The following is a 23,598-nucleotide window of genomic DNA, read 5'->3' as shown; positions in this document are numbered from 1 at the left end:
TTGCGTACGGACAGCCCCGACGGTTTAACAAGGAGTTGCAATGCGTCGTGGATTGTTTCTTCGTCTCCTGCTGGTGCTCAGTGCCATCGGTCCGGTGCATGCCCAGCGCACTTCATTCTCGACAGGCGATGACAACTTCACCGCAGAGGGCCTCGTGCGCGGTGTTGTCGCCAGCGAGGCGCAATGCGCCGCCGTGCCCAACGCGGTGTGGGCCCGCGCCCCAGGCGGCTCGGCCGAGTGTCTTCGGTACTGGGCATCGGGCCTGCCCGCAGGTGGGCCGGTGGCGCGCGTGCTGATTTACATTCCCAGCGATCAAATGGCTTTTGACCAGGCCGATGCGGGGTATGCGGGCCGCAACCCGAAGATCATGCAAGGCCTGACCGATGGCATGTCTGCCCGCGCCGGTGCGCCCTTGATCCTGCTGTCGCGTCCGGGCATCTTTGGCTCATCGGGTGAACACAAGCAGCGCCGGCGCGAGCTGGAGCCGCGCCTGATGTCGGCGGCGCTGGACCTGATCAAGGCCAGGCATGGCATCAGCGAGCTGGTGCTGGTGGGACTCAGCGGCGGTGGACACACGGTGGCGTCGCTGCTGGGGTGGCGTTCCGACATCGTCTGCGCCGTGCCCACTTCATCGGTGTCCTCGCCCAAAATGCGCTGGCAGGGTATGGGACGAACTGCCGACCTGACGGGGCATGCGGATTCATACGAACCGGTGGATCAGCTCAGGCGCGAGGTCTTCCATCCTCAGCTGCGTGTGTTTGTTCTTGGCGATCCCAGGGACAGCAATGTGCCCTGGCCCACGCAGTTGCCCCTGGCAACACGCCTGAAAGAACTGGGCGCAACGGTAGAGCTGATCCCGGGCGAAGGCAACGACCCGCAAAGGCATGCGCTGGGCGCTTCGGGGCGCCTGATTGGATCCTTGTGCCTTCAGGGTAAATCCACGCCGGAAATCCTGGAAGTGGCAGCACGCGGCCTCAAGGGCTAGTTTTTCACCCCCGCGAAAGGGAAAGCTTCAGTAGTCGTCCAGCACCGCACCCTTGCTGGCACTCGACGCATTGAATGCAAATTTGGCCTGCACACCCCGCAGGTAGCGTGGCAGGGGTGCTTTCCAGCCTTCTTTACGTTTGGCCAACTCGGCGTCGTCGATGTTCAATTGCAGCAGCAGCTGTTTGGCGTCGATGGTGATGGAGTCGCCTTCCTTGATGAAGGCGATGTTGCCACCTGCCGCGGCCTCAGGCGCCACATGGCCAACGACCATGCCCCAGGTGCCGCCTGAGAAGCGGCCATCGGTGATCAGGCCCACACTTTCGCCCAGCCCCGCGCCTATCAGTGCGCCTGTAGGTGCCAGCATCTCGGGCATGCCGGGCCCGCCTTTGGGGCCCAGGTAACGCAGCACCATCACATCACCCGCCACAATTTTGCCGGCCAGGATGGCCTTGAGCGCTGACTGCTCGTCGTCGAATACACGCGCCGGTCCGGTCATCACCGGGTTTTTCAGGCCGGTGATCTTGGCCACACAGCCTTCGGGCGACAGGTTGCCCTTGAGGATCGCCAGGTGACCTTGCGCGTACATCGGGTTGTTGATCGGACGGATAACGTCCTGGTCGGCACGCGGCACATCGGGCACGTCTTTGAGCACTTCAGCGATGGTCTGGCCGCTAATGGTCAGGCAGTCGCCATGCAGCAGGCCGGCCACCAGCAGGGTCTTCATGACCTGCGGAATACCGCCGGCCTTGTGCAGGTCCACCGCCAGGTATTGACCGCTGGGTTTGAGGTTGCACAGCACGGGGGTTCTTTGACGAATGCGCTCGAAGTCTTCAATCGCCCAGTCCACACCCGCCGTATGCGCAATGGCCAGGTAGTGCAGCACGGCATTGGTCGAGCCGCCAGTTGCCATGATCACGGCCACTGCGTTTTCAATCGCCTTTTTGGTCACGATATCGCGTGGCTTGATGTTCTTTTTGATCGCTTCGACCAGTACCCTGGCCGACTCTTTGGCCGAGTTTTTGGTTTCATCGTGCGGATTGGCCATGGTCGAGGAGTAGGGCAGGGAGATGCCCAGGGCCTCGAATGAGCTCGACATGGTGTTGGCGGTGTACATGCCGCCGCAACTTCCGGTTCCAGGGATGGCGCGGCGCTCGATCTGCAGCAGGTCTTCGTCGCTCATGCGACCGGCGGAATGTTCGCCCACGGCCTCGAACACGCTGACGATGTTCAGGTCCTTGCCCTTGTAGCTGCCCGGCAGGATGGTGCCGCCGTACACATAGATGGCAGGCACATTGGCGCGGAGCATGCCCATCAGGCCGCCCGGCATGTTTTTGTCGCAACCACCGACCACCAGCACGCCGTCCATCCACTGGCCCTGCACGCAGGTTTCGATGCAGTCGGAGATGACCTCGCGGCTGATCAGTGAATACTTCATGCCCTCGGTGCCCATGGCCATACCGTCAGAGATGGTGGGTGTGCCAAAAACCTGCGCGTTGCCGCCAGCTTCCTCGATACCGGCAATCGCTGCGTCGGCAAGCTTTTGCAGGCCGCTGTTGCAGGGGGTGATGGTGCTATGGCCATTGGCCACACCGACCATCGGTTTCTTGAAGTCACCCGCCTCGTAACCCATGGCGTAGTACATCGAGCGATTTGGCGCACGGGCTGTGCCTTCGGTGATGTTTCTGCTGCGGCGGTTGATGGCGTCGCCTGCGCTGTCTTTGTCTTGCTGATTCATGGTGGGGTTTTCGGTGGGGTGGCAAAAGTCAGAGTATGCAACGTCATCTACAACGGCTCCAATATATTTATGGCAATCAATTAATATGTTGGACATATGAGCAGTCCCCACATAGACCTGCGGCTCTGGCGCCAGTTTGCGGCGCTGGCCGACGAACTGCATTTTGGCCGGGCGGCTACACGCCTGCACATGACGCAGCCGCCGCTGACGCAGGCGATTGCCCACCTGGAAAAGTTGCTGGACGTGCGCCTGTTTGAGCGCACCAAACGCAGCGTGCACATGACGGAAGCGGCGCTGGCGCTGCTGCCGCAGGTGCTGGACTTGCTGGCGCGGGCCGAGGCGCTGCCCGGGCAGGCGCGGGCAGCGGCTGCCGGTCAGGTGGGGCGTTTGCGCCTGGCGTTTGTCTCTACCGCCGGATTTTCCTTGCTGCCGCCGTGGGTGCGGGCTTTTCGTGAGCAGGAGCCCGGGGTTCAGCTCGAACTGCTGGAAGCTACTGGCGATATGCAACTGCAGGCATTTGAACGGCATGACATCGATGCCGGTGTGATGCTGCACTCGCCGGGCATGGTGTTGCCCGGTCTGGCGCACCGGCTGGTGGCCAGGGAGCCGCTGGTGCTGGCGCTGGCCGATCAGCACCCGCTGGCCGCGCAAAAACAGCTGACGCTGGCTCAGGTGCTGGGCGAGCCGCTGGTGATTTTTCCGCGCCGCATTCTGCCATCGCTGCATGACGCCATTTTTGCCATGTACCACGCGGCTGGCCTGTCACCCCAGATCGCCCAGGAAGCGATCCAGATGCAGACCATCGTGAACCTTGTTTCGGCGGGGCTGGGCGTGGCATGGGTGCCCGACAGCGTGCGGCAGTTTCAGCGGGCGGGCGTGACCTATCGCGGCGTGGCCGGCACCCGGGGGCAGCGCGTCCCGGTGTGTGAGACCAGCCTGGTCTGGCCCGCCGGCATGGTCAATCCCTGTGTGCAGCGTTTTGTGGCTTATGCCCCGGCACCGGCTGGTCTGGCAGCGCGCGGCACGCTGGCACAATAAGCCGCATGTTGATTCACCCCACCATTGATCCCGTCGCCCTGCAATTGGGACCCCTGGCCATCCACTGGTACGGCCTGACTTACCTGGCGGCTTTTGGCCTTTTTCTGTTTCTGGGCCTGCGCCGCCTCAGGCATGAGCCGTATGCCTCGATGACCGGCGCGGCCGCCTGGAGCCGGAAAGACATCGAAGACATTTTGTTCCTGGGTGTGATGGGTGTCGTGCTGGGCGGACGCATTGGCTACTGCCTGTTTTACAAACCCGGTTATTACCTGACCCATCCGCTGGAAATTTTTTACGTCTGGCAGGGGGGCATGAGTTTCCACGGCGGCATGCTGGGTGTGCTGGTGTCGCAGATCTGGTTTGCGCGCACCCGGAAAAAGCCCTGGTTGCAGGTGATGGATTTGATCGCTCCGTGTGTGCCCACCGGGCTGGCAGCCGGGCGGGTTGGCAACTTCATCAACGGTGAACTCTGGGGCCGCTTCAGCAGCCCGGACCTGCCCTGGGGCATGGTTTTCAGGAACAGCGGCTCCCTGATGCCGCGCCACCCGTCGCAGGTGTATCAATTCCTGCTCGAAGGGCTGTTGCTTTTTGTGCTGCTCTGGCTGTATGCACGCAAGCCGCGCAAAACCGGACAGGTGTCAGCCGCCTTTCTGGTCGGATATGGCGTGTTCCGTTTTATTGCCGAGTTCTTCCGCGAGCCGGACGACTTCCTTGGCGTGCTGGCCCTGGGCATGAGCATGGGGCAGTGGTTGTGCCTGCCAATGATTGCGGCCGGAGTCTGGCTCTGGTTGTGGGCTGAAAAACGCGGCTGAAAAACGCCTTTCGCCCAGCTACCGTTTCTTCAGCAGGGTCTCTACTGCGGCGCCCAGCGCCAGCAGGTCCCGGTCTCGTCCGCGCCGGCCCACCAGCATGAGGCCGACCGCGAGTCCGCTGCCACGCGCCAGCGGCAGGGACAGCGCGGGGAGATCAAAAAAATTGAAGACTGATGGGTTGCGCAGCAGCAGGGCGTTGGTGCGTAAAAACGCGTCCTCATCCTGCACCGTGCTGATCAGTGGCGCCAGCAGCGGCACGGTGGGCAATACCAGCGCATCCAGCCCGACCATGCGGGCATCCAGCGAAGGCAACAGCGCGGCCCGCGCCTGCTGAATGCCGACATAACTGGCAGCGTCCAGCGTCTGACCACGGCGTATGCGGCCCAGCACGATGGGGTCATACGCCCCTGGCTGGCTGTCCACCCACTCGCGGTGTATCCAGGCCGCTTCAGCAGCCACCAGGGTGCCACGCTCCTGCAGGCGGGAAGGCTGGACCAGCAGATCATCCAGGCTTTCGTCGCTGAGCTGTGCACCCGCGCTGGCGAGTTGTGCCAGGGCTTGTTCCACCGCTGCGAGCACCGCGTCTTCGGCCTGGCTGAACAGCAGGCCGCGGGGCACGCCCAGACGCAGGCCGCGTATTTCGCACTGCTGCAGCGCTTCGTCGACACTGCCAGCCAGCACGCTGTCCGTTGCGGCGGCATCGGCCACGCTGCGACACAGCGGACCCAGCGTATCCAGCGTGTAGGACAGCGGAAAAGCGCCGTCGCGCGGGACCCGCGCCTGCGTCGGCTTGAAACCCACCAGCCCGTTCAGCGCCGAAGGAATACGCACGGAGCCGCCGGTGTCCGAGCCGATGGCAATTTCACACAGGCCGCGCGCCACCGCCACACCCGCGCCCGAGGACGAGCCACCCGGAATGCGGCTGCTGTCCAGCGCGTTACCGGGTGTGCCGTAGTGCGGGTTGATGCCCACGCCGGAAAAAGCGAACTCGGTCATGTTGGTTTTGCCGATGATGACCGCGCCTGCCGCGCGCAGGCGGCTGACAACCACCGCATCGCGCTGGGCCGGCGCGGCATCGCGCAGCAGGGCCGAGCCAGCGGTGGTGGCCTCGCCTGCCACATCGAACAAATCCTTGATCGAGACGATGCGGCCATCCAGCGGACCGAGGCTGGCGCCGGCCTGGGCGCGCTGGTCGGCTGCCTGGGCGGAGGCGCGTGCCGGTTCTGCATACAGGCGCGTAAAAATACGGCGCCCTTCGTCACCCGCGTCGCCGATCAGGGTAAGGGCGGCTTCAAGTTTTTCGGTCACAGAATTTTGGCGCACGGATTTGAAGTACTCCATAGATCTTCTTCTGAGAGGTGGGTGAAAGTTGCTCCTGAAATCATAGCTGCTTACGCATACAGATAAAGGGCTGATGGCCCATTTTTCTCATGAATTCAGGCTGACGGCCTGGTCTGACGCTGCGCTCATGTTTTCATGTCGGCGGCTGCATTGAACAGGGCGTGCAGCTCTGGCTGCCAGGCGCCTTCATGGTCGACACCGGTTTGTACCACCACCGTCTGTGTTGGCAAGTCCACCAGCACACGTTGCCCGTGGTGACCGGCGAAGACTGGCTGCGAGCCATCAGCCTTGGCGTGCCACATGAAGGCCTTGTATCCCGCCAGCAGGGCAGGGCGCTGACGCGCAGAGCCATAGCTGACCTGTTTGTCGCTGTCGCTCCAGCGGGTGCATTCGTCGATCCAGGCCGTGCTGACTACCTGCGTGCCATTCATGTTGCCGCGCTGGGCCACCAGCTGGCCCAGCCGGGCCCAGTCACGCAGCCGCGCACCCACGCCAATGCAATTGAACTCGTTGAGGCGCGAGTCGGTCAGCCAGGTGGCAGCGGCTTCGGCGCCCATGGGCTGCCACAGCGCTGTTTGCGCAAACTCCGACAGGCTTTGTCCGGTGACGCGGCGTATCACCATACCGATAGTGAGCGGACAGAGCTCGTTGTAGTTGAAGCTGCGCCCGGCGTCCTCGCGCCGCTGGTTCCAGCCGGCCACGGTGCGCGCGATGTCGGTGTCGGCGCCCAGAAAAGCAGCGGGATAAATCACCGCGTTGTCGCGGTCATGCAGCACCTCTGCGCCGCTGGACATGTTGGACAGGTGCCTGAGCGTCACACCGCCATGGAGAGTGCCCTGCAGCTCGGGCAGGTAGCGCTGCGCCGGGTCGTCGTAGGAGGCGATCAGGCGCCGGTCCAGGCAGATGCCCAGCAACAGCGACGTCACACTTTTGGCCATGGACCAGCTGGTCAGCCGCATGGCTGCCGTGCGCTGGTGGCGATAACTCTCGTGCCAGATATTGCCCTTGCGCGCGATCAGCAGGCCGGTGACTGGCCACTGGTCCAGATAATCCTGCGGGCTGCGCTGGAACAGGCCCCAGCGGTATTTGAAATCAGGGCGCAAGGCTTCGGTCAAAGGGCTGACAAGGGCGCCGGCGGCGATGCTGCGGTGCTTGAACATCTGCTCATAACCGCCCGAATAGTTGCCCACGCGGAAGGTCCGGCCCTTTTCAAAACCGCCGCCCCAGCCGGTCGGGTAGCCCGCACTGGCGCCCCAGGCGTCTGCGGTTTGCCCCAGCGTCGGCAGGGCAGCAAGGGCGGCGGCTCCGGCCGCGCCTGCCAGGAGATGTCTGCGGTGCATGGGTTTTATTCCTTGTTTTTGGCTTGGCCTGAGGTTGTCTGCCTAATGTACAAGCAGCCTGCGTCCTATCATCGCCCGATGACCATGAACACCCCCACCGACCTTCGCCCCCTGTTTGATGCCCAGCACCGCGCCAGCCGTGCGCAGATCGACGTGCCGCTGGCCTTGCGGCGCGAACGCCTGCTGCGCGTGCGGGCACTGCTGGATGCGCATGGCTCCGCGCTTGCGGCGGCGGTGCAGGCTGACTTTGGTGTGCGTTCGCCGCAGCTGACCGAAATTGCCGACTTGTTTGTGCTGCGCACCCTGCTGTCGCACACGCTCAAGCATCTCCCGGGCTGGATGAAGGCCCAGAAGGTGTCCACGCCGATTTACCTGCTGCCATCGCATGCCTACCTGCAGCGTCAGCCACTGGGCGTGGTCGGCGTGATCTCGCCCTGGAATTACCCGGTGCAACTCGCCCTGGCACCGGCCATTACCGCGCTGGCAGCGGGCAACCGCGTGATGCTCAAACCGAGCGAGCTGACGCCGCGCACCGCAGCGCTGCTGGCCGAGTTGATTGCGCAAAATTTTGCACCCGACGAGTTTTGTCTGGTGCAGGGCGACGGCGCACTGGCGGCAGCTTTCACCGCCTTGCCGTTTGACCACCTGGTGTTCACCGGCTCCACCGCCACTGGCCGCAAGGTGGCAGAGGCCGCCGCCGCCAACCTCACCCCCACCACGCTGGAGCTGGGCGGCAAGTCGCCGTGTATTGTGGACGCCTCATGCGACCTGGCCGGCGCTGCGCTGAAAATTGCACATGGCAAGTTGCTCAACGCCGGTCAGACCTGTATTGCCCCTGACTACGTGCTGGTGCCCGAGGGTAGTGAAACCGCGTTTGGCGAGGCGTATGCGCTGGCGGTGGCCCAACTCTTCCCGACGATTGCGGGCAACCCCGACTACGCAGCCATCATCAGTGTGCGGCACCACGAGCGCCTGCAGGCTTTGCTGGCGCAGGCAGAAGGTGCAGGGGCGCGCCTGCAGGTACTGAACCCGGGTGGCAACAGTGCCGACAGCGCGCGGCAGATGGCGCCGGTGCTGGTGTTTGACACCACACCGGCCATGAAGCTGATGGAGGAAGAAGTTTTCGGCCCTATCCTGCCGGTGCTGACTTATACCTCGCTGGACGCAGCCATTCAATACATCAACGACCGGCCACGGCCCCTGGCGCTGTACTGGTTTGGCAGCGACAACGCCGCCCGCGACGCGGTGCTGGCACGCACCGTCAGCGGCGGCGTGACCGTCAACGACACGTTGATGCACATTGCGCACGAAAACCTGCCTTTTGGCGGTGTCGGTGACAGTGGCTGGGGCGCCTACCACGGTGAGGCTGGCTTCCTGCGCTTCACCCAGCAAAAGCCGGTGCTGGTGTCGTCCAAATGGGCGCGTGGTGATTTGTTCTACCCGCCTTACGGCAAACGTTTTGACCAGATCATGGGGTTGCTCAAGCGCTGGTTGTGAATGTGATCAGCCCATGAGCAGCCCGTCCGTCTTTCAGTTGCTCGCCAATCTTGTGTTGGCCTTGCACCTGGCGGTGGTGGGTTTTGTGGTGGGCGGTCTGCTGCTGGTGGTGGCGGGCAATCTGCGGCGCTGGCACTGGGTCAATGCCCTGTGGTTCAGGCTGGCCCATCTGGCTGCGATTGTGTTTGTGGTGCTGCAGTCCTGGCTGGGGCAGGTCTGCCCCCTGACCACGCTGGAGATGTGGCTGCGCGCCCGCGCCGGCACCGGCAACTACGGCGGTGGTTTTATCGAACACTGGATGCAGCGGCTGCTGTATTACGACGCGCCCAGCTGGGTGTTTGTGCTGGTCTATTCGCTGTTTGGGTTGCTGGTGATTGCCAGCTGGTTTTACTTTCCGCCTGCTCCGCGGCGGCGCCGGCCACCCGAATAGCTCCTGTTTTGATAGCTGCTTACGCAGGTGGGGTAAGGGCTACAGGCCGTTTTTACCTGTAAGCCCAGTGCAGGCGGCTAACGTGGCGTACCAAACACCTGTACCCAGTAAATGCCGTTGCTGGCGGTGGTGCTGCTGCTCAGCGCAAACGCGACCCCCGTCTCCTGAAAATTCGGCGACATGATGGTGGCGCAGTGGCTGGGGCTGTTCAGCCAGCCCAGAACCGCCGTGTCGGCCTGCATCAACCCGGTGGCAATGTTTTCGCCGATGGCGCGCCAGCGGTAGCCCAGCCGGTTGGCGCGCAAGTCGGCGGTGCTGCCGTCGCGGCCGGTGTGGCTGAAGTAGCCGTGGGTTGCCATGTCGATGGCATGGACCGCGGCGACTTGCTGCAAGGTGCTGTTCAGCAGCAGGGGCTGCACAGGCGCAAAGGCGTCGTTGCCGCAGCGGCGCGGCCTGGCGCGTGCCTCGTTCACCAGCGCCAGTATGCGGGCCTGCATCTCGTCGGCCTGCTCCGCCAGCGGCGGCATAAAACGTGCCGCCACAAGCAGCCAGGTGAGCTTGCCGCGCTGGTGGAAGCCGGCCTCCGCCAGTTCCGGCTGCGTGACAACACTGCACGATTTGTCCAGCGTCTTGCGCGCCAGCGCAGCTTCACCCGATGCGCCGCTGACATTGATTTGCGCAGCCCGTACCGCGCGGTACCCAACGGCGCCCAGCGCATCGTTCATGTTGCCGCCGTTGGCGATCAGCATCGCTGCACGCGAAAGCGTGGAGTTTTCACGCAGCGGGGCGGCGGGTTTTGCACCCGTTTCGCAGCCCTGCTGGCGCACGTTGTTCAGCGCGTTGAGCAGGCCAGGGTGCTCTGCGACCGTCTGGCCATGGCTGCCCGCCGACAGCAGTGCCAGCGCCAGGCCGTAGAAGGCGTGGCGAACAGGACAGGGTCTTGGCGTGTGCATCCGTCCATGATAGCCAGGCGCTTGCTCCCCCGGGATCGCACTGCCGGAAACCCCATGAACCAGGGATGGGCCGCCGCGCCTCATCCGGATAACATTTTTGCTTCGCATCCACACGTGGCGTTTTCATGAGACATCCAAAGTTTCTGCTGGCATTCCTGCTTCTGGGCAGCCTGGGCCTGCCCGCGCTGGCCGATACCTGTGAGGGGTGGACGCACAAGGCTTACCCGGTCAGCATGAAGGCCTGCTCATACACCTCGGGCGGTTCCGGGTACGCAGAAGTCACCAACGATGGCAAGCGCACGGCACGGCTGTGCTACACGATTGTCACCAACAACGGGCGTGAGCAGGAAGGCTGCGCCACCCTGGCGCCAGGTGCCAGCACGACGCCGTCGTGTTCTTCCTGTGGTGCCAAAAATGGTGGCGCCCGCCATGTGCTGCTGCGCAGTTACCGCGAGGCCAACTGACGAGGGGTGTCCGCGTCAAGCCGCGCTCTGGGCAGCGGTTACCGATTCAACGCTTTGGGAGTGCGCCGCCAGTGATCAGGCGCCGGACTTCCTGCAGTTTGGCATTCAGGCGCCTGTGGTTGACGGGCCCGCTGCGCAGCAGCATCTTCTGGCCGGCTGACAGTTTCTGCAGCGCCGGGTCGGTGAACTCATAACGCACCCAGGGCCGCACCGACGGCACCGGGCCCTTGACCTCGACCAGCGCCACCTCCAGCGGGCCGGACTGCACCGGGGTCGACAGCAGCAGGTCAATCACCGCGACCAGTCGGTCGTTGAAGTAGCGGCCAGGAAAGCCCAGCTCTTCATACGCCTGCTGAAACAGCGGGTACAGGCGCGCATACAGGCGGACTGCGGCGGCGTTGTCCACCGACTCTACAAACAGCACGAAGGGGGTGTAGCGCAAGCTGTTGTCGGGGCTGATGGGGGTGACTGCCGCGCTGGGGTTGCCTGCCTGGCCGCCGTTGGCCAGCGTGGTGAAGCGGCCAGGGGTGGGAACGACGGGCCACAACACCGGCGGCGCATGTTCGCGCGCCAGGTTGTCGGTGGTGGCCACCACGCGGCGGGCAAAACCTTCAAGATTCAGAAAGCGCTGAACCTTGTCGCGGCCCAGCAGCTCGACCAGCGCCTGGCTCACATAGGTGTCGGACCCGGCCAGCGCGGGCAGGGGCGATGTAGTCTCTTCCGTGCCTTCGGGGCTGATCGGGTACAGCACCGCCGGAAGGGCCGGCGCAGATGCGGCCGGTGAGGGCGCAGGTGCTACCGCAGCGGTGGCGGCAGGGGCACTAGAGGGGGCTGGCCGGTTGTGCTGCCACCAGAACCAGGCGCCTGCGCCGATGGCGGCAAAAACAAGGGCTGTCAGCAAGCCCGATGCATATTTGTTCATGGTCATTAATGACGCGCAGGCCATGTTGCTGGGTGGGCTGTTCATGCTAACACCCGCATGAACCCCTGCTGGCAAGGCGGTCAAGGCTGCCTGATTTGCTATCGTTGTGATAGCTGCTTGCGCTTGACTGGTAAGGGCTGAAGCCCTGTTTTGTTCTTGATGTACGCGTTGGCAATATCTCAAGGTGGTCTGCGCTGACGCTCACTCCGCACGGCGCCAGCGACCGGTGGCAGGGCAGACCGTGGTCCGTGCGCCGCCTGGCCACACCTGCTCTTCGTCCAGCAACAGGCAAGTCGAAGGGTCGACGTCGAAAGCGACGCGAAGTGCGTGTGCGACATCGGCGTCTTCGATGGGAAGCTCCCAACTGAGAAAGACCTGGCTGCAGTCCGTTCCCGGCAAAAAGTGGGCCGCATCAAAGCCGCTGCTGCCGCGCCTGATCACCGCGTGCGGCTGCCCCGTATCGAAGATCACCACCGTGCCCCGGCTCAGCGGGATGCGCTGGCCAGTGGCCGGGAAATGCAGGTCCAGCCCCTTGTCGTCGCTGAGGAAGAGGTTACAAAAAGCCGCGCCGCCATACTGCGCACCGTCATGGTGGTACTTTGCCCCGCGGCAGGCCATCAGCGCCACGTCCGAGTCGGCCAGTACCTTCTGCAGACCCAGCCCACGCGTCCAATCCGCCACCGCCAGCACGCAGTGTTTGTAGTCCGGCCAGCGCATGCGCGCCCGCGCCAGCGGCAGGGGCTCGACGTCACCGGGTTCGAGTTGCAGTTGCTGCGCGATGTCACGTTCCCAGTCCGCGAGCAGCAAGGCTGGTGGCGCAGGTACATCCAGCGTGCCCGACAACACGATGTCACTGACACTTCGGCTGCGGATAAGGTCACCGCTCCAGAAGTAGCTGGTCAAATGATCCAGGAGGCCGGACGGTGAGGGCGGGGGGCGCATCCGCACGAGTGTAGTCAGGCAGAGACAGCCGGCTGGTGGGCGTGCCCGTAGCGGCCGATTTGAAAGTTATAGTCAGGTCATCAAGCTCTGCGCCGGGGCCGCAAGCGGGAGAGGGTCAAACAGTGCTGGCGACTTTGTCGGTTTTGTTATACCCAGGCATTTGTAGTACATCGCGAGATAAGTCTATGGCTTTGAACAATTTTTCCAGCGACAGTTGCCGTTGTTATCTGATTGGCCGCCATGTTATTCCGCAGTTTTGCGGGATATATCAAAGTTGAGCGGCAAAGGAAAAAGAGTCTCGTATGACAAGAACAGTTCTCCTTATGCTGGTCGCAGGGTTGGTTGGCTGCACAAGTATGAACAGGTATAGCGGAGGCGATGCCGCTTACATGCCGGTACCGTGCGATGCCCCAGCTTTTACCGCAGCAGATGGCAAAACGTATAAGCCGTACGTGACACTCGTCGAAGTCGATGGTTCATTTATCGGCTCAGGGCACGGGTGCCTCTCACCGTATACATACAGCTTGAAGCCTGGGCAGCATCGGTATAAAGTGGCGTCAAACCTTGATAGTCCTTCGAACAGCTTCATCGTCTACGCCATCTACGAGTTCAATGCGGACATAAAACCGAACACCGCATACGTCCTGTCATCCACATTCGATGGCAAAGAAATTTCCACAAAAATAGCTGAAAAATCCACTGGTCTGGTTGCGGGGATAGGTTCAACCACAAATATAAAAATCAGTACGAAATCAAATGCAGCGCTTCAAGCGCTGCCTTTCATTGTCAAGTAGCACTTGATTGCGAATCTGCCAGGCACTTGCCGCCCAACCCATCATTCCAGCGGACCGCCTTCGGCGTCCACTGAATTCAAACGTTATCCCTCATGAAGTCGTACGCGCCTTTCTTCGAGTGGTCCGACAAGCCTCAGAAGGAGGTGGGCGTCGCTGAGCACCTAGTGGCATACATCAACCGCGAACGCGGGTTCGGCTGGCATTCGTTGAAGCCGCAGCAACCCGATCCGCCCGATTGCATTTGCTCCGATCCCTCCGGAGCACATATCGCTATTGAGGTCGCCGAGGTCGTTTGTTCGGTAGCAGCAGCCCGAACGGCGCGCGGCGAAAACGTCATGCGGCGGTGGCAACCCGGTGATGCCGCTGCCCACATTCGAGGGTTACTTCTGAAGAAGGACGGGAAGCAATACCTCGGCGGCCCGTACAAGGAAGTCGTCGCGTGCCTGTTCACGGACGAGTTCGACCTAGACTTTGAGGAACTTCGAGAAGAATTAAAGAATGAGCGCTTCGGGCCCATGAGGCAAATCTCCTCGGCCTACTTGGTGTTTTCGTACTCCGCGCAATCGCAGGGCTACCCTGTGTTGCCGCTGGAGGTCGCCGCGTGAGGGGCAACATGTCAACCGACGCGGACCAACAACAGCAGAAGGCGGTTTCGCCGCGCGGTGTTGTTGTCCGGTCATGTCTACGCTAGCCCGCACAGCAACCACCGTGACTACTTCGTCAATCCTCTGGGGCGTGTTGTTTGGGTCCCTTGGCGCCGGCTACGCGTTGTACGGCAAGAAGCAACGCGCGCTTGTTCCCTTTCTGAGCGGCCTTGCGCTGATGCTGTTTCCGTACGCCATTCAGAACACCTACCTGATCGTTGTCATTGGCGCAGTGCTGGCAGCCGCTCCGTTCATCTTCAGGTGAACGCGATGTCTCGGAGGCGGAAAAGCTTGTTTGTCAGACCGGAGTTCTAGCGGCCTCCAGCGGAATGCTGGGCATGCGACCTGGCGGCTTTTCTGGTGTGGGTGTATTACTCGTGGCTGGTCACACTGGCTGCGGCGTTGGTCAGCGCCAGCCTGCCGCGTGCAGGTGCGCCGTCGGCGCGGCGACTGTCGGGTGCCTAGACCGGCTACAGGCCAGCTTTGTTCTGGAAGTAACTCGGCGACTGCCCCATGGCGGCCTTGAACATGGCTGAAAAAGCGCTGTCGCTGGCGTAGCCGCTGGCGGCGGCCACCTGGCTGACCGGCGTGCCGCGCGCCAGCAACGGCAGCGCGTGCGCCAGGATGGCCTGCTGGCGCCACTGCTGGTAGCTGGTACCCAGCTCGTCGCGGAACAGCCGCGCCATGGTGCGTTCGCTGGCGCCTGTGTCGGCAGCCCATTCGGCCAGCGTGGCGCGGTCGGACGGCGCGCGCAGCACCGCCTCGCACAGCGTACGCAGGCGCTTGTCGCCGTTTTGCGGATGTGGCATGGGCACGCCAAGCGCCTGCATGTCGGCTTGCGCGATCTCGTCAAGCACCAGGCGGGTCAGCAGCTCCTCACGCGATGGACTCAGGGGTGTCTTGTCCAGCGAGTGGATGGCTTCGCGCAACAGCGCAGACACCACCATGACGCGGCAGGTGGTCCAGCCCGGCGGCGTGGCGCCCGCGTCGATGTAAAGCGTGCGGAACTCGGCTGCCTCCAGCACGGTGATGTGATGCTGCGCGCCAGGTGCAATCCACACCGCCCGCGAAGGCGGCACGATGTAGGTGATCTCGTCGGCCTGTCCGCAGCTTTGTTCGGCTGTGACCTGCACGATCCCGGTGGCGCAGTAAGCCAGCTGCGCCCAGGCGTGGGCATGGGGCTCGAAATGGGTGTCCACTGGCATGGAGCGGGCACGCACCCGCACCGGCCGGTCGCGGCTGGGCGTGAAAGGGTCGGTGTCGCCGACCGGCATGAAATGAAGGCGTGGCTGGCGGGCCATGGGTTGAGTTGCCGTTCTTGTGGTTTGTCTGAAATTCGCTGAATGATGGCTTTTTGTCGCTTTTCAGCCCTGACGCCTGATACTACGATAGCGCCATGACTACAGCAAGCACCCTGCCAGGCCCTGGCCTTGTTCCCCTGCGCACGGATGCCGGTGTGATTGGCCTGGTGGGTCTGGCCCACCTGATCAGTCACTTCAGCCAGTTGTTGCTGGCGCCGCTGTTTCCGTGGCTGAAAGACGAATTCAGCGTCAGTTACGCCGAGCTGGGGTTTCTGATGACCATTTTTTTCGTCGTGTCCTGTACGGTTCAGGCCGTATCGGGGTTTTGGGTGGACCGCTTTGGCCCGCGCCCCATTCTTTTTGCCGGGCTGAGCCTGATCGGTATCGCGGCTTTTGGGTATTCGGTGAGCACCAGCTACTGGATGCTGGCCGCTTTTGCCGCACTGGCCGGCATGGGCAACGGCGTGTTTCACCCGGTGGACTACACCTTGCTCAACCGCAAAGTCAGTGGCCCGCGACTCGGCCATGCGTACAGCGTGCACGGCATCACTGGCAGCCTGGGCTGGGCGCTGGCGCCGGCCCTGGTGGTGTCGCTGACTTTTGCGTACTCGTGGCGCGTGGCGCTGGCTGCCGCCGGTGTGCTGGCCTTTGCAGTGCTGGCCGTGCTGCTATTGCACCGTGACAAGCTGACCCTGCCGGTGGCTGCCAGTGTCAAAGGCGCGGCGACCACCGACAACTCGCTGGATTTTCTGAAAATCCCTGCGGTGTGGATGTGTTTTGCGTTTTTCTTCTGGTACGCGATTGTGCTCAGCGTGGTGCAGGCCTTTGCGCCAGAGGCCGCGCGCCAGATACATGCGGTGCCCCTGGGGCTGGTGGCGATGTGCCTGACCATTTACATGGTTTGCAGCGCAAGCGGCATGGTGCTGGGTGGTTTTCTGGCTTCAGACCCGGCGCGCTGTGAGCGCATTGTGGGCGCCGGTTTTGGCGTAGCGGCGGTGATGGCGCTGCTGCTGGCTCTGGGCAGCTTGTCCGCGTGGATGGTGCCGGTGTTGTTTGGTGCCATGGGTTTTGCATCCGGCATTGCCGGTCCGTCGCGTGACCTGCTGGTTAAACGCTCAACCCCGGAAAACGCCTCGGGCCGCGTTTACGGTGTGGTGTACGCAGGGCTGGATATCGGGCAGGCCATCTCGCCCCTGATTTTTGGCGTGATGATGGACCACGGCCAGTACCGTGGCGTGTTGCTGGGCCTGGCGCTGATGCAGGGCGTGCTGATTGCCAGCGCCTTCCATGTGCGGCGGGTGCGGCGCACGGCGTTGGTCGCAGCCTGAGGAAGCGAGCGACGCAGAAAATGCGCTCTGCCACGACCGGTGGGACGCAGTTTTTTCAGATTACACCGCGCTGCGGTGCCTGGCGATGCAGGTGTCCAGCACTTCGGCGGACGCGCGTTGCCACCAGTTGCCGGACGAAAAAATCTCGACCTCGCTGTAACCGGCGAAACCTTCAGCCTCAACCCAGCCGCGAATGCGCGGGATGTCGATCACGCCGTCACCCATCATGCCGCGGTCTTCCAGCAAATGCGTGGTGGGGGTCATCCAGTCGCAGACATGGAAAGCCAGCAGCCGCTCCTTGCCGGCGCGCTTGATTTGCGCTTCGAGTTTCGGGTCCCACCAGACGTGGTACACATCGACGGCCACCCCCAAGGCCCCCGTTTGAGAAGGGTCCAGCGCATCGCAAACGTCCAGCGCCTGTTCCATGGTGTTGATGCAGGCCCGGTCGGCGGCGTACATCGGGTGCAGCGGCTCGATCGCCAGCGGCATCTTGTTGGCCTTTGAATACTCCAGCAGTTCGGCAATGCCGTCCGTGACCTGGCTGCGCGACAGCGCGATGTCCTTATGCACGGCCTGGCCGGCCAGCGCGCCGGGCAGGGCGCCGACCACCAGCACCAGGCAGGTGGCGTTCAGTTCGCAGGCTTCGTCCACGGCGCGACGGTTGTCATCACGCGCGGCCTTCAGACCCGCGGCGTCCGTGGCCGGGAACATGCCCCCGCGGCAATAGCCCGACAGTTCAAGGCCGTGGGCTTTGACGAGTTTGGAGATGGCTGGCAGGCCAGCGGCGGCAACCTGGTCGCGCCAGGGCGAGATGGCCCGGATGCCGCGCTGCACGCAGGCTTCGATGATGTCGGTCAGTGGCTGCTCCACCCCACGGCTCTTGCGGATGGTCGCGGTGTTGATGGAGAGCCAGCGGTGGTCCTGCGAAAAGTCCCTCATGCCTGGACACCGTGCATGGCCAGCAGCGTTTTCATGCGCTGCGTGGCCAGTTCGGGATGCTCCAGCAGATTCGCCGCATCGGCCAGCCGGAACAGCTCGGCGAAGTGTTGCAGCGAACGTGTGCTTTGCTGGCCGCCGACCATGGTGAAGTGCTTCTGGTGGCCGTTGAGCCAGGCCATGAACACGACACCGGTTTTGTAAAAGCGCGTGGGCGCGGCAAAGATATGGCGCGACAGCGAGACAGTGGGGCCGAGGATGGCGTGGAATTTTTCGGTGTTTCCCTGTGCCAGCTCTCCGAGCGCGGCACTGGCCGCCGGCGCAATCGCGTCGAAGATGCCCAGCAGCGCATCGCTCTGGCCATGGAACAGTTCGCTGCCATGCCCGTCGCCCGCGATCAACTCGGCGTAATTGAAGTCGTCGCCGGTGTACATGCGCACGCCGGCAGGCAGGCGCCGCCGCATCGCAATTTCCTTGTCCTTGTCGAGCAGCGAGATCTTGATGCCATCAACCTTGTCGGGATGCGCGGCAATGATGCCGAGTGCCGTGTCCATGGCTTTCTCGACATCGCTGCTGCCCCAGTAGCCAGCGAGTGCCGGGTCGAACATCTCGCCCAGCCAGTGCAGCACCACCGGCTGTTGGGCCTGGCTCAGGATGCGGTCGTAAACGCGTTCGTAGTCGGCGGGTGATTTGGCGACGCGGGCCAGCGCGCGGCTGGCCATGACGATGAGTTTGCCGCCGAGCTTTTCAATCGCGGCCATCTGCTCTTCATAACCGGCAATCACCTCGTCAACGGTTTTGACGTTTTCAAGCACCAGGTGGTCGGTGCCGCAGCCGGAGGCGACCAATGCGCCCGGGGTTTCTTTGGCGGCATCGAGCGAGCGGCGAATCAACTCCAGCGAAGTCGGCCAGTCCAGCCCCATGCCGCGCTGCGCGGTGTCCATCGCCTCTGCCACGCCCAGGCCCAGCGACCACAGGTGCTGGCGGTAGGCGATGGTGGCGTCCCAGTCGATGGCGCAATTGACCCAGGGGTCCACCACCGCCAGCGGGTCGGCCACCACATGCGCTGCCGAGTAGGCGATGCGGTTGAACTTCAGACCCTTGGCGGGTTGAACGGGCGTGGTGCCTTGCAGCGTATAGGGCTGAAGCTTGCCGGTGGCGACGGGCAATGTGAGAGTCAAAGCCATGAAAAATCTACCTTTTATGCATCAAATATGCCTCTAGCCCTTGTTCAGAGAGCGTAAGCAGCTATCAAACCTGTAGCGCGGGGACGTCCACCCAGCGCCGCTCTTTCCAGCTTACGAGTGCGGCTTCGACCAGTTGCACGCCTTTGGCGCCTTCGGGCAGGGTCCATTTGTAGGGCTCGTTTTCGACCACGTGGCGGATGAAATGCTCCCACTGGATCTTGAAACCGTTGTCGTAGGTCTGGGTGTCCGGTACTTCCTGCCACTGGGCTGAAAAATTCATTGTCTGTTTTTCATCCGGGTTCCAGACGGGGCGCGGCGTGTTGACGCGTGACTGAGCCTTGCATGAAGACAGGCCTGCGACGGCCGAACCGTGGGTGCCATCGACGTGGAAGGTGACCAGGTCCTCGCGGTTCACGCGGGTGGCCCAGGACATGTTCATTTGCGCAATCACCGGCTCGCCGTTGTGGCCGATGAGTTCGGCCGTGGCATAGGCGGCATCGTCGGCGGTGGCCTTGTAGGGTTTGCCGGCTTCATCCCAGCGCTCGGGGATGTGCGTCGCACCAATGCAGGAGATGGACTTGACTTCGCCGAACAGGTTGTCCAGCACGTAGCGCCAGTGGCACATCATGTCCAGAATCATGCCGCCACCGTCCTCGGTGCGGTAATTCCAGCTCGGGCGCTGGATAGGCTGCAGGTCGCCCTCAAACACCCAGTAGCCAAACTCCAGACGCACCGACAGCATCTTGCCGAAGAAGCCGGCGCGGCGCAGCATGTCGAGCTTGCGCAGACCGGGCAGAAAGAGTTTGTCCTGCACTGCGCCGTGTTTGAGGCCCGATTTTTCGGCCAGTCGTGCGATCTCGACGGCTTCGTTGAGGTTGGTGGCAATGGGCTTCTCGCAGTACACGTGTTTGCCGGCGCGGATGGCTTTGGCCAGCAGGGTCGGGCGCATTCGCGTGGTGCCGGCGTCGAAGAAGAGGGTGTCGTCCTTGTTCTTCAGTGCTTCGTCGAGGTCGGTGCCCCAGCGATCAATGCCCCAGGTCTTGGCCAGGGCCTCGATTTTTTCGGCGTTGCGGCCGATCAAAATCGGGTCAGGCATGACCTTGTCACCGTTGGAAAGCAGCACGCCGCCCTGTTTACGGATCGCGACGATGGAACGGATCAGATGCTGGTTCATGCCCATGCGTCCGGTGACGCCGTGCATGATGATTCCGAGTCGTTGTGTAGCCATGAAAGTTCTCTTCTTCTCTTGAGGTGGGTGGGGTTGAATCAGGAAATGGCTTTCAGGCTGTCCCATCGTGGCATCGCAGCGCTGGCAAAGCCGGGAACGTGCAGCGATGACAGGTCCAGCTCGCCGCCATGCACGGCCAGGTGCGGGCGGCCGGCGTGGCTGTCGTAAAAACCGGGGTGCGCTTTGGCAAAGGCCTGCGCTTCTGCATCGGGCGCGATACCGAAACCGTCCACATAGTGATGGCCGTTGCGCTCGATGTGTGTCACGCCCAGGCAGGCGGCCAGCACGGTGTCCTGTTGCACAGCCAGCCCGGCCTGGCAGGTCAGGTCCTCGCCTGACAGCAGCAGGCGCTGCGGCTCCTGGGCGATGCGCGCTGCATTGGCCAGTGAGCGGTAAATGCCCTTGCAGGCCTTGCTCGAAATGCCGCGATAACCCAGCGCGATGCCGCGTTCCAGCACCTCGGCCTGGTCGTCGGATTCGTCGAGGATCACAGGCACGTCGATGCCCAGCCCGGCAATGGACTGGTCCAGCGCAACACGGCGTGCCAGTGGCTGTTCGAGCAGCAGGGTGCGGCGCAGCAGGCCGGCCAGTTGCGGCGCCTGCTTCAGCGTCGGCCAGAAGGCGCCCAGCGCCTCGGCATCGGCAAAGGTTTCGTTGCCGTCCAGCGTGACGCGGTAGTCAGCTGCCCGCGCATCGAGCACGGCGGCAATCTGCGAGAGACGGTCCATGTCCGCGTCCGGGCGGCCCGACAGCTTGAGTTTGAAATGGTGCAGGCCATAAGCCGCGATGGCGGCTTCCAGCGTGGCCGGCAGGCCGTCGTTGGGGTCCGTGCCTGCATCGGCGGCGGTCAGGCGGTCGGCCAGGCCGACGGTGTGGCGCAAGGTGACGGCGCGCGGCTTGACCAGCGCCAGAATGGGCGACCACGGGTCGCCGAGTACGCCGGCGCGCAGACCGTCTACCCAGGACAGGCCGGCGCAGCGCAGGGCCGCGTCGGCGATGGCCTTGTCCAGCAGGGCCGGCCCAAACTGCGCTGCCAGCCGAGGCAAGCCGCGCGCCACCGCCGTCGCGATGGCCGCAGCACCTGCCGACTGGGACAACCCATGCGGGCTCTGGCCGCCGTCGGCACCGGCATAGGCGTCGCGTGCGGTGCGCAGGGCCTCGCGCAGTTGTTCGAAATTCTGCTCATGGGTGAGGTCGGGGGATTTGTCGAACCACTTGGGCACCATGAGTTCGGCGCTGCCGCCTTCGAAAGTCCGGCCTCCGATGTCAAGTTCGACGCGCACAAAGGCCTGCGGGCAACGGGTGACGGTGGCTGCACCAAAACGGAAAGGCAGGCGCAAGGTCACAGGCCGTTCAAACAGCGCAATGGAGCGGACGGTCACAGCGCTCATGCCAGTGCGCTCCAGATGTCCTTCACATGGCGGGCGCTGAATTCTGCGCAGCCGGGACCGTCGCCCTGGTAGTCAAAGGGTTCGACCGCCATCCAGCCGGTGTAGCCGGCGGTTTTAAGCACCTGCAGCACTGGTTGTTGCGGCGTGTCACCCTGGCCTGGGCCACGGCGGTTTTTGTCGTTGAGCTGCACGTGCGCAATGTGACCGCTGGCCAGGTACCGCGCCAGCACCTGGTGCACCGGTGCACTTTCGGCCTGCGACGCGGCGCTCACATCGAGCATGGTGCGCAGGGCTGGCGAGCCGATGCGGTCAACCAGGGCGGCAGCCTGTGCCACGGTGTTGATCACCGGTGTTTCTGCAGGCGACAGCGGCTCCAGGCAATACACCACGCCCGCCGCTGCGGCGTGGGGCGCGAGTTCGGCCAGCGCGTCGTGCAGGCGTTCGGTGGCGTCGGCAAGGCTCTGGCCGGGCAGGGGTGAACGCTGCCTGGGGGAGCCATGCACCAGCACGGCAGCGCCGCAGGCAGTCGCAAAATCGATCAGGCGTTTGAGCAGTGACAGGGTTTGCTGCCGCACGGCGGCGTCCGCGATGACCAGCGACAAGCCATCGGGCTTGACCAGCAGCCAGTGCAGGCTGGAGATCCCCAGGCCGTGGCTGTGCGCCGTCATGCGGTAGTGGCGGGCGGCGTCTGCATTCAGGGTTTGGGGGTCGTCGGCGAGTGTAAAAGGCGCCAGCTCCAGGCCGGTGTAGCCGTAAGAAGCTGCCAGCGCGCACTGCCGGGCAAAGGGCAGGGGGTGCAGAACTTCGTTGCAGAGTGCGAGTTTCATGCGGTCTTCTTGCGGCCATACAGGCTGTAGAGCTTCCAGCCTATGGTGCCGAAGATCAGCGCTGCTACCGCGCCAGAGATCGGTCGTGTGAAGAAGGGGGCCAAGCTGCCATCGGACAGGATCAACGCACGGCGCAGGTTTTTTTCCAGCAGGTCGCCCAGCACAATGCCCAGCACCAGCGGCGCCATCGGGTAGCCAAAACCACGCAGAAAAAATCCGATGATGCCGAAGACCAGCATCACATACACGTCAAACAGCCGGCCTGAAATGGCAAAGCTGCCAACCGCACAAAGCACAAAAATAATCGGCACTATCAGATGCTGGGGCACACGCAGCACCTGCACCAGTGCCTTGGTCAGCACCAGGCCGTAGATCAGGATACCAACGGTGGCAAACAGCATCATGGCCACCACGTCGTACACAAATTGAGGGTTCTCCACCATGATCAGCGGGCCCGGCTTGACGCCGTGGATGATCATGGCGGCCATCAGCACGGCCGCAGGGGCCGAGCCTGGAATGGCGAGCGTGAGCACCGGAATCATCGCGCCCGGGACGCAGGCGTTGTCACCGGTTTCGGCGGCCATCAGGCCCTCGATAGAGCCTTTGCCAAACATCTCCTGTTCCTTGCTGGCGCGTTTGGCGGCGGCGTAAGACGACCAGGCCGCCACGTCTTCACCCACGCCCGGCACAATGCCGACGCCGGTACCGATCAGGCCCGAGCGCAGGATGGTGCGCCAGTATTTCGTGATGTCGCGCAACTTGGGAATGACGGTGTCGAAGCGGCTGATCTTCACCGGCTGCTGGCGCTGCTTGATGGCGGTCAGCAGCTCGGCAAAGCCGAACGCACCGACCAGCGCAGGCACCAGCTGGATACCCCCAGCCAGATCGCGTATGCCCCATGCAAACCGTTCATAGGCGTACTGTGGCTCCTGGCCAATGCCGGCGATAAACAGGCCTGCAATGCCGGCGATCCAGCCTTTGAGCGGGTCATCGCCGGTCAGCGTACCGGCAATGATGACGCCGAACAGGGCCAGCCAGAAAAACTCGTAGGCGCCAAACTTCAGGGCCAGGCCGCCGAGAATGGGCGTGAAACCGGCCAGAAAAACCATGCCAATCAGCGTGCCAAGGACAGAACCCGAGGTGGCAATACCCATGGCGCGGCCTGCCATGCCTTGCCGCGCCAGGGCGTAGCCGTCCAGGCATGACGCAGCAGACGCGGGCGTGCCCGGGATGTTCAACAAGATGGCTGAGCGCGACCCGCCGTAGATCGAACCGACGTAGGTACAAATCAGGATCAGCAATGCCTCACTGGGCGGCAGTTTGAGCGTCAGCGTGGTCATCAGCGCCAGCGCCATCGTTGCCGTGAGTCCGGGCAGGGCGCCCATGATGACGCCGACCAGCGACGACAGCAGGGCGTAGAAGATGGCCTCAGGCGTGCTGAAGCGCAGGATGGACTCGCCAAACAGGATCAGGCCGTCAAACATGCCCGTGTCTCCGCGTG

General features: G+C 63.3%; 23 protein-coding genes. 10 read left to right on the top strand and 13 right to left on the bottom strand.

The genetic code is table 11. The annotated features are described in order from the left end of the window. Positions 1-40 precede the first annotated feature (40 nt). Positions 41-985, top strand: coding sequence for a hypothetical protein (locus Q8L50_RS07220; RefSeq protein WP_305347987.1), 945 nt, complete (start codon positions 41-43; stop codon positions 983-985). A 27-nt stretch (positions 986-1,012) separates the two neighbouring features. Here Q8L50_RS07220 and ilvD read toward each other — a convergent pair whose 3' ends face one another. Beyond that, positions 1,013-2,722 carry a dihydroxy-acid dehydratase gene (gene ilvD / locus Q8L50_RS07215; RefSeq protein ID WP_305347986.1) on the bottom strand — a complete coding sequence of 570 codons (1,710 nt, stop codon included), beginning with the start codon at positions 2,720-2,722 and terminating at the stop codon, positions 1,013-1,015. Positions 2,723-2,818: 96 nt separating this feature from the next. Here ilvD and Q8L50_RS07210 point away from each other — a divergent pair, with 96 nt between their 5' ends. Continuing rightward, the gene (locus tag Q8L50_RS07210; protein ID WP_305347985.1) at positions 2,819-3,760 is read left to right on the top strand and encodes a LysR family transcriptional regulator; all 942 of its coding nucleotides are present in this window, start codon (positions 2,819-2,821) and stop codon (positions 3,758-3,760) included. Positions 3,761-3,765: 5 nt separating this feature from the next. After that, positions 3,766-4,572 (top strand): prolipoprotein diacylglyceryl transferase, encoded by an 807-nt coding sequence (lgt, locus tag Q8L50_RS07205; protein WP_305347984.1) that lies wholly within the window; start codon positions 3,766-3,768, stop codon positions 4,570-4,572. An 18-nt stretch (positions 4,573-4,590) separates the two neighbouring features. Here the strand turns inward: lgt and Q8L50_RS07200 are convergent, their stop codons facing one another. Next, entirely contained in the window at positions 4,591-5,880 is a 1,290-nt protein-coding gene (locus Q8L50_RS07200) for an amidase (protein ID WP_305347983.1), read from the bottom strand. 158 nt (positions 5,881-6,038) lie between these two features. After that, complete coding sequence (locus Q8L50_RS07195) at positions 6,039-7,253, bottom strand: serine hydrolase (RefSeq protein ID WP_305347982.1); 1,215 nt, start codon at positions 7,251-7,253, stop codon at positions 6,039-6,041. A gap of 78 nt (positions 7,254-7,331) precedes the next feature. Here Q8L50_RS07195 and Q8L50_RS07190 point away from each other — a divergent pair, with 78 nt between their 5' ends. Continuing rightward, a complete protein-coding gene (locus Q8L50_RS07190; RefSeq protein WP_305347981.1) occupies positions 7,332-8,750 on the top strand; it encodes a coniferyl aldehyde dehydrogenase in 1,419 nt (472 codons plus the stop codon). A 13-nt stretch (positions 8,751-8,763) separates the two neighbouring features. Next, positions 8,764-9,180, top strand: coding sequence for a DUF2784 domain-containing protein (locus Q8L50_RS07185; protein WP_305347980.1), 417 nt, complete (start codon positions 8,764-8,766; stop codon positions 9,178-9,180). Positions 9,181-9,257: 77 nt separating this feature from the next. Here Q8L50_RS07185 and Q8L50_RS07180 read toward each other — a convergent pair whose 3' ends face one another. Continuing rightward, entirely contained in the window at positions 9,258-10,133 is an 876-nt protein-coding gene (locus Q8L50_RS07180; RefSeq protein WP_305347979.1) for a CAP domain-containing protein, read from the bottom strand. Positions 10,134-10,258: 125 nt separating this feature from the next. Between Q8L50_RS07180 and Q8L50_RS07175 the strand changes: the two genes are divergently transcribed. After that, positions 10,259-10,597 carry a hypothetical protein gene (locus Q8L50_RS07175; RefSeq protein ID WP_305347978.1) on the top strand — a complete coding sequence of 113 codons (339 nt, stop codon included), beginning with the start codon at positions 10,259-10,261 and terminating at the stop codon, positions 10,595-10,597. A 46-nt stretch (positions 10,598-10,643) separates the two neighbouring features. Here the strand turns inward: Q8L50_RS07175 and Q8L50_RS07170 are convergent, their stop codons facing one another. Together Q8L50_RS07170 and Q8L50_RS07165 are read right to left on the bottom strand one after the other, a co-directional pair. Then, complete coding sequence (locus Q8L50_RS07170; protein ID WP_305347977.1) at positions 10,644-11,564, bottom strand: DUF3014 domain-containing protein; 921 nt, start codon at positions 11,562-11,564, stop codon at positions 10,644-10,646. A 156-nt stretch (positions 11,565-11,720) separates the two neighbouring features. Then, positions 11,721-12,461, bottom strand: a complete 741-nt coding sequence (locus Q8L50_RS07165; RefSeq protein ID WP_305347976.1) for a hypothetical protein — start codon at positions 12,459-12,461, stop codon at positions 11,721-11,723. A 302-nt stretch (positions 12,462-12,763) separates the two neighbouring features. Here Q8L50_RS07165 and Q8L50_RS07160 point away from each other — a divergent pair, with 302 nt between their 5' ends. From Q8L50_RS07160 to Q8L50_RS07150, 3 genes are all read left to right on the top strand, one after another. Next, the gene (locus tag Q8L50_RS07160; protein WP_305347975.1) at positions 12,764-13,255 is read left to right on the top strand and encodes a hypothetical protein; all 492 of its coding nucleotides are present in this window, start codon (positions 12,764-12,766) and stop codon (positions 13,253-13,255) included. 92 nt (positions 13,256-13,347) lie between these two features. Continuing rightward, positions 13,348-13,860, top strand: coding sequence for a hypothetical protein (locus Q8L50_RS07155; protein ID WP_305347974.1), 513 nt, complete (start codon positions 13,348-13,350; stop codon positions 13,858-13,860). Positions 13,861-13,963: 103 nt separating this feature from the next. After that, entirely contained in the window at positions 13,964-14,164 is a 201-nt protein-coding gene (locus Q8L50_RS07150) for a hypothetical protein (protein ID WP_305347973.1), read from the top strand. 205 nt (positions 14,165-14,369) lie between these two features. On the opposite strand, the gene Q8L50_RS07145 is transcribed toward Q8L50_RS07150, so the two are convergent. Beyond that, the gene (locus Q8L50_RS07145; protein WP_305347972.1) at positions 14,370-15,200 is read right to left on the bottom strand and encodes a helix-turn-helix domain-containing protein; all 831 of its coding nucleotides are present in this window, start codon (positions 15,198-15,200) and stop codon (positions 14,370-14,372) included. Between the two features lie 95 nt (positions 15,201-15,295). On the opposite strand from Q8L50_RS07145, the gene Q8L50_RS07140 reads away from it, so the two are divergent. Further along, the gene (locus Q8L50_RS07140; protein ID WP_305347971.1) at positions 15,296-16,528 is read left to right on the top strand and encodes an MFS transporter; all 1,233 of its coding nucleotides are present in this window, start codon (positions 15,296-15,298) and stop codon (positions 16,526-16,528) included. Positions 16,529-16,588: 60 nt separating this feature from the next. On the opposite strand, the gene Q8L50_RS07135 is transcribed toward Q8L50_RS07140, so the two are convergent. From Q8L50_RS07135 to Q8L50_RS07110, 6 genes are all read right to left on the bottom strand, one after another. Further along, positions 16,589-17,467, bottom strand: coding sequence for a sugar phosphate isomerase/epimerase (locus Q8L50_RS07135; protein ID WP_305347970.1), 879 nt, complete (start codon positions 17,465-17,467; stop codon positions 16,589-16,591). After that, the gene (locus Q8L50_RS07130; protein ID WP_305347969.1) at positions 17,464-18,651 is read right to left on the bottom strand and encodes a dihydrodipicolinate synthase family protein; all 1,188 of its coding nucleotides are present in this window, start codon (positions 18,649-18,651) and stop codon (positions 17,464-17,466) included. Before Q8L50_RS07130 ends, Q8L50_RS07135 begins: the two co-directional genes overlap by 4 nt. 64 nt (positions 18,652-18,715) lie before the next feature. Next, complete coding sequence (locus Q8L50_RS07125) at positions 18,716-19,879, bottom strand: Gfo/Idh/MocA family protein (protein ID WP_305347968.1); 1,164 nt, start codon at positions 19,877-19,879, stop codon at positions 18,716-18,718. A gap of 38 nt (positions 19,880-19,917) precedes the next feature. Then, a complete protein-coding gene (locus tag Q8L50_RS07120; RefSeq protein WP_305347967.1) occupies positions 19,918-21,270 on the bottom strand; it encodes an enolase C-terminal domain-like protein in 1,353 nt (450 codons plus the stop codon). Further along, on the bottom strand, positions 21,267-22,097 hold the full coding sequence (locus tag Q8L50_RS07115) for a sugar phosphate isomerase/epimerase (RefSeq protein ID WP_305347966.1): 831 nt from the start codon (positions 22,095-22,097) through the stop codon (positions 21,267-21,269). The genes Q8L50_RS07120 and Q8L50_RS07115 overlap by 4 nt, the downstream gene beginning before the upstream one ends. After that, positions 22,094-23,581 carry a tripartite tricarboxylate transporter permease gene (locus Q8L50_RS07110; RefSeq protein ID WP_305347965.1) on the bottom strand — a complete coding sequence of 496 codons (1,488 nt, stop codon included), beginning with the start codon at positions 23,579-23,581 and terminating at the stop codon, positions 22,094-22,096. The genes Q8L50_RS07115 and Q8L50_RS07110 overlap by 4 nt, the downstream gene beginning before the upstream one ends. Positions 23,582-23,598: the final 17 nt, after the last annotated feature.

Source organism: Polaromonas sp. (assembly GCF_030680935.1).
GTDB lineage: Bacteria > Pseudomonadota > Gammaproteobacteria > Burkholderiales > Burkholderiaceae_C > Polaromonas.
This window is presented reverse-complemented; position numbering and strand designations above follow the sequence as displayed.

What these genes read in the sequence shown, in the direction of transcription:
- Q8L50_RS07220 (WP_305347987.1), top strand. Translation starts at nt 41, where the DNA reads ATGCGTCGTGGATTGTTTCTTCGTCTCCTGCTGGTGCTCAGTGCCATC.
- ilvD (WP_305347986.1), bottom strand. Translation starts at nt 2,722, where the DNA reads ATGAATCAGCAAGACAAAGACAGCGCAGGCGACGCCATCAACCGCCGC.
- Q8L50_RS07210 (WP_305347985.1), top strand. Translation starts at nt 2,819, where the DNA reads ATGAGCAGTCCCCACATAGACCTGCGGCTCTGGCGCCAGTTTGCGGCG.
- lgt (WP_305347984.1), top strand. Translation starts at nt 3,766, where the DNA reads ATGTTGATTCACCCCACCATTGATCCCGTCGCCCTGCAATTGGGACCC.
- Q8L50_RS07195 (WP_305347982.1), bottom strand. Translation starts at nt 7,253, where the DNA reads ATGCACCGCAGACATCTCCTGGCAGGCGCGGCCGGAGCCGCCGCCCTT.
- Q8L50_RS07190 (WP_305347981.1), top strand. Translation starts at nt 7,332, where the DNA reads ATGACCATGAACACCCCCACCGACCTTCGCCCCCTGTTTGATGCCCAG.
- Q8L50_RS07185 (WP_305347980.1), top strand. Translation starts at nt 8,764, where the DNA reads ATGAGCAGCCCGTCCGTCTTTCAGTTGCTCGCCAATCTTGTGTTGGCC.
- Q8L50_RS07180 (WP_305347979.1), bottom strand. Translation starts at nt 10,133, where the DNA reads ATGCACACGCCAAGACCCTGTCCTGTTCGCCACGCCTTCTACGGCCTG.
- Q8L50_RS07175 (WP_305347978.1), top strand. Translation starts at nt 10,259, where the DNA reads ATGAGACATCCAAAGTTTCTGCTGGCATTCCTGCTTCTGGGCAGCCTG.
- Q8L50_RS07170 (WP_305347977.1), bottom strand. Translation starts at nt 11,564, where the DNA reads ATGAACAGCCCACCCAGCAACATGGCCTGCGCGTCATTAATGACCATG.
- Q8L50_RS07165 (WP_305347976.1), bottom strand. Translation starts at nt 12,461, where the DNA reads ATGCGCCCCCCGCCCTCACCGTCCGGCCTCCTGGATCATTTGACCAGC.
- Q8L50_RS07160 (WP_305347975.1), top strand. Translation starts at nt 12,764, where the DNA reads ATGACAAGAACAGTTCTCCTTATGCTGGTCGCAGGGTTGGTTGGCTGC.
- Q8L50_RS07155 (WP_305347974.1), top strand. Translation starts at nt 13,348, where the DNA reads ATGAAGTCGTACGCGCCTTTCTTCGAGTGGTCCGACAAGCCTCAGAAG.
- Q8L50_RS07145 (WP_305347972.1), bottom strand. Translation starts at nt 15,200, where the DNA reads ATGGCCCGCCAGCCACGCCTTCATTTCATGCCGGTCGGCGACACCGAC.
- Q8L50_RS07140 (WP_305347971.1), top strand. Translation starts at nt 15,296, where the DNA reads ATGACTACAGCAAGCACCCTGCCAGGCCCTGGCCTTGTTCCCCTGCGC.
- Q8L50_RS07135 (WP_305347970.1), bottom strand. Translation starts at nt 17,467, where the DNA reads ATGAGGGACTTTTCGCAGGACCACCGCTGGCTCTCCATCAACACCGCG.
- Q8L50_RS07130 (WP_305347969.1), bottom strand. Translation starts at nt 18,651, where the DNA reads ATGGCTTTGACTCTCACATTGCCCGTCGCCACCGGCAAGCTTCAGCCC.
- Q8L50_RS07125 (WP_305347968.1), bottom strand. Translation starts at nt 19,879, where the DNA reads ATGGCTACACAACGACTCGGAATCATCATGCACGGCGTCACCGGACGC.
- Q8L50_RS07120 (WP_305347967.1), bottom strand. Translation starts at nt 21,270, where the DNA reads ATGAGCGCTGTGACCGTCCGCTCCATTGCGCTGTTTGAACGGCCTGTG.
- Q8L50_RS07115 (WP_305347966.1), bottom strand. Translation starts at nt 22,097, where the DNA reads ATGAAACTCGCACTCTGCAACGAAGTTCTGCACCCCCTGCCCTTTGCC.
- Q8L50_RS07110 (WP_305347965.1), bottom strand. Translation starts at nt 23,581, where the DNA reads ATGTTTGACGGCCTGATCCTGTTTGGCGAGTCCATCCTGCGCTTCAGC.